Genomic DNA, 10,294 nt, shown 5'->3' with positions numbered 1-10,294 from the left:
ACACATGATTTTTACGCAAGTTTACTTTAGTTACAGATTAATTTCTACAACTAATCGATATTAGTTCTATTTCTCTTTAAATAAAGTTGTTATTCCATAAGACTCATAAATTTTGAATTAGCAGAAGGGCTTTTTATTTTTCTCACAACTTTAACTTAAAATCCACAAATTTTAGTTGGCATTCACTCTGATGGAACTATCAAGTTTGTGCTGTTTCTTAAAACCTCTAGCCTCTTTTGCACTTTTTGCGCTGCTAGAAGTCAGTTGTCAATAAACAAATTTTAATATAAAAACCAGTATTCCTATTGGAAAAATCCAACGTCGAAACCAGTAAGTTTTTAAGCTACATTCTACGACATGAGCCTGAGTCTATAGGTTTAGCACTTGATAGCGAAGGATGGGCTGATATCAAAGACTTAATCCAACTGGCCAACACATCAGGCAATAGTATTACTTTAGAACAAATACATTCTGTTGTAGAGAACGATAAGAAAGGACGTTTTTCAATTGCTAGCCATGGTCAATGTATTAGAGCCGTGCAAGGTCACTCATTGCAAGCCGTAGATTTAAAGTTAGAAGAAATAACGCCTCCTATAAGCCTGTTTCATGGTACGGCTCAACGGTTTATTGAGAGCATTAACACTGAAGAGCTCATATCAAAAGACAGGCAATATGTTCATTTGACAGAAGATTATGAGACGGCCGTAAAAACCAGAATGCGTTATGGCAAACCTGTTGTATTAGCTATCAATAGTCAAAAAATGCAAGAGGATGGATATAAGTTTTATCAGGCAGAAAATAATGTTTGGCTTACTTTAGCAGTGCCACCCGCTTATATAAGCGTCTATAAATAGTATGAATTGTTTGGCTTACAACAAATAAAAGCTGATGAACTGGTGATATGCAATCGCTATAAAGGCGTGTTAAACATTAGATAATAGCCTGACAGCCACTATCGGTAAATGCTCAACACGCCTTAGACACATCTCATATAAATAAAGTGCGCCGCTACAGCCTAATCTATAGGCTTACCTTTCATTCTACTCGGCATCATCTAATAATTTGTTCAGTGACTCTACCATGGCATCGTCTATGATGTTGTCTTCTACATAGTTGACTATCCCATCTATAGTCGACAGATCCATTTCACGAATACCTAAGCTAGCCAACTGCTCATTGATAGATTCTAGACTGTCATTATCTTCAGCGTCATCCAATAGATGCTCCTCGAACCTACCTCTGACGAACCAATACATTTTTTCTAACAAGCTTTCTTTTTTGGTTAACGTAGAATAGCCATCACCATAAATAAATAAATTGAAATGATATGATATCTCTACATCATTGATGAAAAAAGCACGTTTACATTCTAAAGTGTAAGCTTGAATGTCTTCGTCTTCGACACCTTCTTCATTTTTATTGTCTTCCTCATACTCAATCGCTTCTTCTATCAATCCACCTAGTATTTGATAGTCGCCTACTTTGATTTTGTGGTTGTAAATGATACTTGATTCCGCGATGGCCTCAAAAATAATAGCACTGATGTCTAACGTATTATTATCAATGTCATAAAATCTTTTGAGTGCTGGCAAAAACTCAGTCAGCTGTTCTTCAGGCACTTGAATGAGAAACTGCTGCTCATATATTTTAATCATGTCTTCGGGAGCATAAGCATTAGCACTATCAGTCTCGTTCCTACCGATAGGCTGCAAGGGTAAAAAGTTAAACGGGTTATCATTGGTCATTCAGAACGGCCTTTTTATTTGGGTTATCTTTGGTAAATGTGTGCTATTACTCATTTGTAATGGCTTTTGAGCGCACTACTACTTTCAATGTCGCTGTGCCTTAAAATCTATGGGTATATTGTCTCTTATTCAGACAGTTTTAGATATATATGCAGCTCAAAATAGAGGTGATTTTAGTATGCTAAAAGTCTATCTTACCTCGCAGTGCCTTGGTTTTGCCGCGCTGGGTTTTTTTATCCATACGTTTACGCTTGGCATTTCTGCTGGGCCTTGTAGGCTTTCGGTTTTTGCTAATATAAGTGGCTTGTATGATAAATTGTTGAAGGCGCTCAATAGCATCCGCTTTATTTCTTTCTTGCGTGCGAAATTGCTGCGCTTTCAGTACAAAAACGCCCTCTTTTGTAATACGGTTGTCATTACTGGCCAATAGACGCTCTTTTTGCGGAGCACTGAGACTTGATGTCGTTATATCAAAACGCAAATGAATGGCTGAAGAGACTTTATTGACATTTTGCCCGCCAGCACCTTGCGCACGTATGGCGCTAATCTCTACTTCGTGGTCATTGAGCCTGATGGTGTTACTAATGAAAATCATGGTTTGCGCTTGTATAAAATAATTAAGACGTTTTTAATAATCCACAAATAAGCACTGATTATCTTGGATTATTATACCATTCATAAAAATCAGAGTGGCAAGGAAAACGTATTTGACGCGGCAACTTGTGCTTTCTGAGTTTGGTCTTATTAGGGCGTATCCTCAAAATCATATTATGGTTAGAGATTCTATCGATTTTAAGCACAAGCTTACTTCAACGTTAAAAGCAAGCACTTACTAAGATACAAGACTGTACAGTCAAACAGATTGCCAGATTTTTAAAAAGTAGTTACAATCGCTTAATAATCCCGCTATATTTACGACAAGGAAGTCGATATGCCTCATCATACATCTCATACTGTTATCAACCGACCTACCCTAAAAACTCTTACTAAGAGCATCCTAGCCATTACACTATGCACAGCAGGACTTGCTCATGCCAGTGACTATAGCAGCGTGACATTTTTTGGTGACAGTCTGACCGATGGTGGTTATTTTAGTCCATTTACTCAAGCCCCAATTAGTGAAGGTGGTTTATTTGGATTAGAAGAGTCAGGTCAATTCACCACCAATCCTGATAATACATGGGCGACCTCATTCGCTGAGCAATTGGGGACAACTGCTGTTGCCAATACTTTTGATGGTAGTCAAACGGGTAATAACTATGCCATTGGCGGCGCAAGAGCAGGCGTAGATGTCAAAGCTTTTGGCATAGATGTGGCCTCCGCCAATACTCAAGCCAACAATTACCTTGCTAATAACCGCGTAGATCCTAATGGTCTATATGTCGTGTGGGCAGGCGCCAATGACCTGCTTGCTGCGGCTGAAGATCCTGCTAATGCTCAAACCACGATACTTGGCGCAGTGGCTAGTCAGGTCAAAACAGTTAATACACTAAAAGACAATGGTGCAAAATATATTTTAGTACCAAATATTCCTGATATTGGTTTAACTCCAAGAGTTATTGCAGCGCAGGAAGCGGCAGATGCAGCTGTCAAAAAAGCTATTGAAGATGGTGAAAGTGCTGATTTTATTGCTAGCATTCCAAATCAAAATACTCAAGCACAAAGTACTGGTGCGGCCAGTCTATATAATCAATTTATGCTCAATGGTGTGGCCAATACTGGCGCTAATATCATACCGTTAGATACGTTTGGCTTGTTGCAACAAATTTCTGCTGCACCAGCGACTTATGGTTTTACCAATGTCACTGAACCCGCTTGTGGCACTACCAGCTCATTACTGTGTGGCTCAGATAATTTAGAAGCGCCAGATGCCAACGAAACCTACTTTTTTGCAGATGGCATACATCCGACCGGTAGTGCGCATCAAATGATCGCTGACTATGCAAATGCTGTCGTCACAGCGCCTAGTCTAATCGGTGTCCTGCCACATATTGCGACCACAACCGGACTAGCAACCAATGAGCGCTTACAATCGCACGTCAACCAAATCCAAAGCAGTGAGCAAAAGCCTGACCGTACTTTATGGGCGGTAGGTGAGTTTGAAGATCAAGACATCGCAGGGTTCGATAGTGACGACAATACACAAGTACTGTTCGGGATGGACTTTGCTCACCCCAACTCAGCCAATGCAATCACTGGCTTGTATGGCAATATTACTCAAAAAGAATTTGATAACTCAGGTGTCGCCACAGGTTTAAGCAATATTGAATTAGATGAAGTAGGTTTTGGTGTCTATCACAGCAATACGCTAGACAATTTTGGTGGCGTGCAAATTAACGGTGCCGTTGGTTTTGCTAACATGGATGTAGATGTCACACGCGCCGTCACGCTTGGCAGCTATAAGCAAGAATTTAAATCAAATGCTGATGGCAAACGTTTTTATGCCAACGTGCAAGCTGGCTACCCAATGCAAGTAAGCAGCGTTGCTATCACCCCGTATATTGGTGCAACTGCTAGCCGTGTAAAAATTAGTGAACTTGAAGAACAAGAAAATTCTGGCATCGCCATGCAGTTCGATGAGCAAAAGTATACCACGACTTATGGCAAGCTTGGGGTCAAAGCCAATCATAATGTCATGGAAAATCTGAACGTGTTCGGTGATATCCATTACCAAAAACAGCTAAGCGACAATCGTGAAGCCGTAACAGCACGCCTAAACACGTTGTCTAACATTAGCTTTAGCACACCAATGGCACAAACTGACGATGACAACTTTGCAATGACACTTGGGCTATCTAAGAACTTTGGTCAACTGAGTGCCAATGCAGGTGTTACGCATTCACAAGGTGATGATGATAAATCAACGAGTTTATTTGTTGGGCTTAGCGGCGCATTTTAAATAGCTCTGTCATTAAAGCCTAAAATGTAAAGTGTAGAGTGTAAAATCACTACATTGAAAATCTTATAAAACCGTCTAATGCAAAGAGCATCAGACGGTTTTTCTTTGTGTGTCTGAGACTATTTTCAATAGCTACTCTCTTCCATTAGTTACATATTCATCATACTCTTCACCTTCTGGGACATATTCGGTCAGCTTTATTTACCAAACCATAACCTATAGACATATTTAGATGATAAAGGTATCATTAACAATTATCATTTACACTACGGTTCCATCATTATGTCTAAGCGCCATACTTTATCTCGTACTTTGCCCTACTCTCGTTTGTATAGCGCCATTCTAACCACCCTACAGACTTCTAAAAAAGCGCCTATGGTTCTAGCTGTAGGAACGCTATTGCAATTCAGTCCAGCATTTGCTGACACAACGATTGATACCGACCAAAGTGCTCAGCCAAGTGTCACGCTTGATCCTATCGTGGTGGTTGCCAACCAAACACCAAAAGCAATCTCTGATATTCCAGCGACTGTCTGGTATATTGATGAGTACAAAGTCGATGAAGCGGCACGTACGGGTAAGCGTTTAGGCGACTTTATCGCTCAAGAAGTACCCTCCCTCGATTTGGGTAGCGGCGGTCGTACGAGCGCAGGTCAAAACTTGCGTGGGCGTAGTATGCAAGTAATGATTGATGGGGTATCACTCAATTCATCACGTGCTATCAGTCGTTATCTAGACTCGATCAGCATGGAGAATATCGAGAGTATCGAAGTATTGTCTGGTGCATCGGCAGTCTATGGTGGTGGTGCAACTGGTGGTATTATCAATATCAAGACCAAAAAAGCACAAGCTGGTGAACCACAAATCACCACTTCTATACAAGCAACATCAGGTTTCCAAGATGAGGATGACATCTCTTACAAAGGTCACGCCTCAATCGGCGGTGGTACAGAAAATATCAAAAGTAAGCTAGCCGTCACTTATGAACAGACCGGCTCTTTCTTTGATGGCAGCGGTAAAATGCTGGTTCCTGATACCACTCAGGGTTCGTTGCAAGACAATGAGACCATTGATATCTTGGCTAGCACACAATTACAGATTGATGAGAAGCAAACCTTAGACTTGTCAGCACAGTACTATAATAGCGAGCAAGACACAGATTACAGTATTCAGTATGATCTAACCACCCGTCCATTCGGTGCCGAGATTAGTGATGGTTTTGAGAGTGATCGTCAGGCCAGTACGGAACGTCAGCAATACAATGCCAATTACCACAATACTGAGCTATTCGGTCATGAAGTATATGCTCAGCTCTCACATCGCACTGAAGAGCTCAGCTTTATTCCATTCATCTATGGCACTTACTTTGCCGCTTCAGAGCAGTCAACTGACGTGACTTCAGCACGTGTCGCACTAAGCAAGGATTGGACTGACAAGCTCAAGTTAACCTATGGTATCGACGGCTATCAAGACAAACTTGACAGTAATAAAATGATATTTAATCAGGGTACGAGCATTGCTACTGGTGGTCTGGTCAATGATGAGTTTGCCACCGTTGGACGCTACCCTGGCACTGAGGTAAATTCTATCGCTGGTTTCATTCAAGGTGATTATGAGCTAACCAATAAGCTAAGCGCGACAGCTGGTATGCGCTACCAACACCTAAACAATAAAATCGATGACTTTGTCTCTAGCACAGTACAGACTGATATTGCTTTAGGCAATGCCACTGGTGGTGACGCGATCCCTGGCGGTAGTACTGACTATAATGTCAACTTGTTTAATTTAGGTCTCAATTATAAACCTACCAGTAACCTACGCTATTTTGCGAACTTCTCACAAGGTTTTGAGTTGCCTGATCCTGCAAAGTTTTATGGTCAAGGCATCTATGCAAAAAATACTGCTAATTATTATGAGCTTGTTAATGGCTCTAATGTTTCAGGTACCGAACTTGATGGCATCAAAACCGATAGCTACGAGTTAGGCACTTCGTTCAATCATAACAATTTGACGGGTCAGCTGACTGGTTACTATAGCCTATCGGATGGCAGTATCGATTATGATCGTAGCACACTGCTGATCACTCAAAGTGATAATAAAAAGCGTGTGTATGGTGTTGAAGCAAAGGGCGACTATGCGATTAATGACAATGTGAGCATCGGCGCACTGGCACATTGGGTCAAAAGCGAGACGCAGGTTGATGGTAGCTACGAAGATACTGTCGTGACTGACACCAGCCCAGCCAAATACGCTCTGTGGACACGCTGGGAAGATGACAACCAAGCGCTTAAGCTACAAGCAAATATGATGCGTGACGTCTCAGGATATGACTCAAGTAGCGACTCTACTCAAGAGCTAGATGGCTATACTACGGTTGACCTTGATTACACTTACTTCTTACCTTCAGGTGAGTTTAGTCTAGGTGTTCAAAACCTATTGGACAAAGATTACACCACCGTTTGGGGACAACAAGCGCAGATATATTATGGTAGCTACGCACCTGCGTCAGCATTTGATTACAAAGGTTTAGGGCGTACTTATACGGTTGGCTATACCCATCGTTTTTAAGTGATAGGCCAGTTTATATCATATAGATAATGTAGACCAAAAAAAGTCCCTATTCATTTGAATAGGGACTTTTTTGTTTTACAACATCTAATACTTACTAATCGTTAAGATGTTAAATCATTAATTCTATAGAAGCTTTTGTATTCAGACATTGCTAGATTTTGGCAATCCATATGCTATGGTCTCAACCACTTCATTGTTCTGCTCAGCAATTAGTTGATAACCCTTGATCACACCATCATAGGGCAAACCGCTCACATACTGCTGATAATGATCATAGATAGCATCTTTTATGATCGATGTGCGTTTTGCTTTATTCATTTCAGCAAAATCATTAGGTAGACGTATATGAGCCAAACGCGATACTCCGCAACGAACCATCCAATTAGCATTCACAAACTCAAAATCTATCTCTGCTCGTAAACTATATGTACATAAAGACTTTGGAGGATTAACTAAATCGTGTTTGATCTGAGCAATATCTTCTGCGAATGGCTGATAAGGTATATCGAGCACTGAAAATAGCGTCGCTAAAAATTCGTCAGCGGTGAAATATTTATCAATATAGCTGCCATCTAGCCCAAGGAACTTGCTCGACAATACATGACGCAGGCGCTCACATGCAGGAATGGTATGCTTTAGCGGATAACCCATCTTTTTGATAATATCTTGCGAACGCAGCTCAAGCGTGTCTATTTGATTGATCACGTATTGCGCTAAAAGATGATGTGGATGATAACGACGGGTATATTTGGATTGGTTGGCAACGTGGCTCATGAGATTAAACACCTTAGACTCCCGTAACTCCGACAAAAAAGTATGATATAAGCCCATATGGGCAAATAAAATCAGGCACAAATGAGGATGTCGGAGTACAGGCTCATGCGCTTTACCAGAGTTCTTTTATATCGTGCTGGAAGTTGCAAGGTTTGCACATCACTGCTATTACAAGAATAGTCGATGATGACAAAACTGTTAAACCCACGATAGACAACGCAATAATGATAGCATATTAAATGATAAAAAATAAATACCGATGTGTGTGCCTGTTTGTGAATAATTGTTTTTCACTTTAAACACTCAGTTTTCGATATTTCCATACGTCACTTGTTCATATGCTAGTACGAAGCTAGATATTGAAACGTTAGTATTAAAACATTAGTATGGAAGCGCTAGTGTTAACGCATTAAGCATATCACCTATGTCCTAACGATTTACATCAACGACTATTCGACCACGAATTTTGCCATCTAACAACTCACTTGCTGTCGGAATGACTTCACTCAGACCAATCTCTCTCGTGATTGCATCCAACTGCGTCATATCTAGACTCGTACTCAAGCGCTTCCAAGCTTCTATACGCTCATCATAAGGTCGCGTCACGCTATTGATACCAAGCAAACTAACACCGCGCAAAATAAATGGCGCGACAGTAGCAGGGAAATCCATGCCTTGAGCCAGTCCACAGGTAGCGACTACACCATCCTCACAGGTACTGGCACAAACGTTAGCCAACGTATGACTGCCAACAGAATCGATTGCAGCGGCCCATCTTTCTTTACCAAGCGCGCGTCCAGGACTACTTAATTCAGCTCGGTCAATAATCGTCGTTGCACCAAGGCTTTTTAGGTAATCTGCTTCCTCTAGGCGACCGGTAGAGGCCATGACAGAGTAGCCTTGGTTTGCCAAAAGCGCGATGGCAAAGCTACCAACACCGCCATTAGCACCAGTCACCAACACTTCACCACTCTCTGGTGTGAGTCCATGACGCTCCAATGCAATTAGACAAAGCATCGCGGTATATCCTGCTGTGCCAATTGCCATCGCTTGACGTTCAGTCATCGACTCAGGGAGCGGGATCAGCCAGTCACCGTTTAATCGCGCTTTTTGTGATAGACCACCCCAATACTTCTCGCCCACGCTCCAACCATTCAACAGCACCTTGTCGCCAGCTTTGTAGCGAGGATGGTTGCTCGTTTCGACGGTGCCCGCTAAATCTATACCTGGAACCATGGGGAATGTGCGTACCACAGGACTACGGCCAGTAATGGCTAATCCGTCCTTGTAATTGAGCGTGCTAAATGCCACACGAACCGTGACATCACCCTCAGGCAATTGCGTGTCCTGTATCTCAGTCAGACTAGACTGATAAACATCGTCATTTTTTTCAATTAATATTGCTTTAAACATAACAGCTCCTATTTAGACCAATCGTCTATAAATGAGTAAAAATAATTTAGACCGGTCGTCTAAAAATATAGATAAAAAATTACTTCTGTATCCCTGCTGCAAATCCTCGGAAAAAAGTATCTAACGGACTGACATCTTGCGTCAACTTAGCACGCAAAACAGCACCTTCCCAACCAATCCAAAAGAAAGCAGCAAGCTCATCACAATCACTATTAGAAGGTATTTGTCCTTGTTGTACTGCCAGACGCAAGCAAGCCGCTAAACGCTCCTGCCAATCAAGCAGTATGTTTTCTAACTCACAACGGAAACTGTCAGGCAACACGACAATCTCTTGGCCTAAGTTGCCTACTAAGCAGCCGCGTCGAAATTCATGCCTAATCATGCCCGACTTAGCATCCTCAACAAAGTCACTAATACGCTGCATAGGAGACACTTGATCATTCAAAAGACAATAATCTAGTTTGCGAGCAAAATATAACGCGTACTGTCGTAATACTTCCTGTCCAAATGCTTCTTTGTTTTTGAAGTAATTATAGAAGGAACCTTTAGGTACATTGATACGTTTGAGTATGGCATCGATACCAGTGGTCGCAAAGCCTTGCTCTGTTAGCATCTCCATCCCAGACCTCAAGAGAGCTTCACGGGTATCCGTAAAGTCTCGTTCAATATTGGGTGGACGCCCTCGTCGGGCTTTTGGCTTAGTCATTGTCATGCATAGATATTATGACCGATCGTCTTTAATGTCAATAAATTATTTGTGAGACAGATATGCCTATTATTTTTTGATTTAAGCTTTCCTATCAACTAATTAACAATCCTTATCAAAAAAGCCCTTTAACTAATGCCGTTGACTTGGTATCTTGCCTCGCCAAGCTTGTATTATCAAAATTGC

General features: G+C 41.4%; 8 protein-coding genes. 3 read left to right on the top strand and 5 right to left on the bottom strand.

Annotation, left to right across the window (positions count from 1 at the left end):
* Positions 1 to 305 precede the first annotated feature (305 nt).
* A complete protein-coding gene (locus ACZW67_RS10645) occupies positions 306 to 854 on the top strand; it encodes an RNA 2'-phosphotransferase (protein WP_465183223.1) in 549 nt (182 codons plus the stop codon).
* 186 nt (positions 855 to 1,040) lie between these two features.
* Here the strand turns inward: ACZW67_RS10645 and ACZW67_RS10640 are convergent, their stop codons facing one another.
* Both ACZW67_RS10640 and arfB read right to left on the bottom strand, forming a co-directional pair.
* Positions 1,041 to 1,745, bottom strand: coding sequence for a hypothetical protein (locus ACZW67_RS10640; protein WP_465183222.1), 705 nt, complete (start codon positions 1,743 to 1,745; stop codon positions 1,041 to 1,043).
* A gap of 181 nt (positions 1,746 to 1,926) precedes the next feature.
* Positions 1,927 to 2,340: an alternative ribosome rescue aminoacyl-tRNA hydrolase ArfB gene (gene arfB / locus ACZW67_RS10635; protein WP_465183221.1), complete on the bottom strand. Its 414-nt coding sequence runs from the start codon at positions 2,338 to 2,340 to the stop codon at positions 1,927 to 1,929.
* Between the two features lie 336 nt (positions 2,341 to 2,676).
* Here arfB and ACZW67_RS10630 point away from each other — a divergent pair, with 336 nt between their 5' ends.
* Positions 2,677 to 4,644 (top strand): autotransporter domain-containing protein, encoded by a 1,968-nt coding sequence (locus ACZW67_RS10630; protein WP_465183220.1) that lies wholly within the window; start codon positions 2,677 to 2,679, stop codon positions 4,642 to 4,644.
* Between the two features lie 282 nt (positions 4,645 to 4,926).
* Entirely contained in the window at positions 4,927 to 7,212 is a 2,286-nt protein-coding gene (locus ACZW67_RS10625; protein WP_465183219.1) for a TonB-dependent receptor, read from the top strand.
* Between the two features lie 144 nt (positions 7,213 to 7,356).
* Here ACZW67_RS10625 and ACZW67_RS10620 read toward each other — a convergent pair whose 3' ends face one another.
* From ACZW67_RS10620 to acuR, 3 genes are all read right to left on the bottom strand, one after another.
* Positions 7,357 to 7,989 carry a hypothetical protein gene (locus ACZW67_RS10620; RefSeq protein WP_197217736.1) on the bottom strand — a complete coding sequence of 211 codons (633 nt, stop codon included), beginning with the start codon at positions 7,987 to 7,989 and terminating at the stop codon, positions 7,357 to 7,359.
* Between the two features lie 429 nt (positions 7,990 to 8,418).
* Positions 8,419 to 9,402, bottom strand: coding sequence for an acrylyl-CoA reductase (NADPH) (acuI, locus tag ACZW67_RS10615; RefSeq protein ID WP_465183218.1), 984 nt, complete (start codon positions 9,400 to 9,402; stop codon positions 8,419 to 8,421).
* Positions 9,403 to 9,481: 79 nt separating this feature from the next.
* Complete coding sequence (gene acuR / locus ACZW67_RS10610) at positions 9,482 to 10,108, bottom strand: acrylate utilization transcriptional regulator AcuR (protein ID WP_465183217.1); 627 nt, start codon at positions 10,106 to 10,108, stop codon at positions 9,482 to 9,484.
* Positions 10,109 to 10,294: the final 186 nt, after the last annotated feature.

It is taken from the genome of Psychrobacter sp. TPE 89C (assembly GCF_055522395.1).
The sequence above is the reverse complement of the archived record's forward strand: the minus strand, read 5'-3'. Positions and strand labels throughout refer to the sequence as shown.

Bases quoted from the DNA above. Each gene is read 5' to 3' on its own strand.
- ACZW67_RS10640 (WP_465183222.1), bottom strand. From the start codon at position 1,745: ATGACCAATGATAACCCGTTTAACTTTTTACCCTTGCAGCCTATCGGT.
- arfB (WP_465183221.1), bottom strand. From the start codon at position 2,340: ATGATTTTCATTAGTAACACCATCAGGCTCAATGACCACGAAGTAGAG.
- ACZW67_RS10630 (WP_465183220.1), top strand. From the start codon at position 2,677: ATGCCTCATCATACATCTCATACTGTTATCAACCGACCTACCCTAAAA.
- ACZW67_RS10625 (WP_465183219.1), top strand. From the start codon at position 4,927: ATGTCTAAGCGCCATACTTTATCTCGTACTTTGCCCTACTCTCGTTTG.
- ACZW67_RS10620 (WP_197217736.1), bottom strand. From the start codon at position 7,989: ATGAGCCACGTTGCCAACCAATCCAAATATACCCGTCGTTATCATCCA.
- acuI (WP_465183218.1), bottom strand. From the start codon at position 9,402: ATGTTTAAAGCAATATTAATTGAAAAAAATGACGATGTTTATCAGTCT.
- acuR (WP_465183217.1), bottom strand. From the start codon at position 10,108: ATGACTAAGCCAAAAGCCCGACGAGGGCGTCCACCCAATATTGAACGA.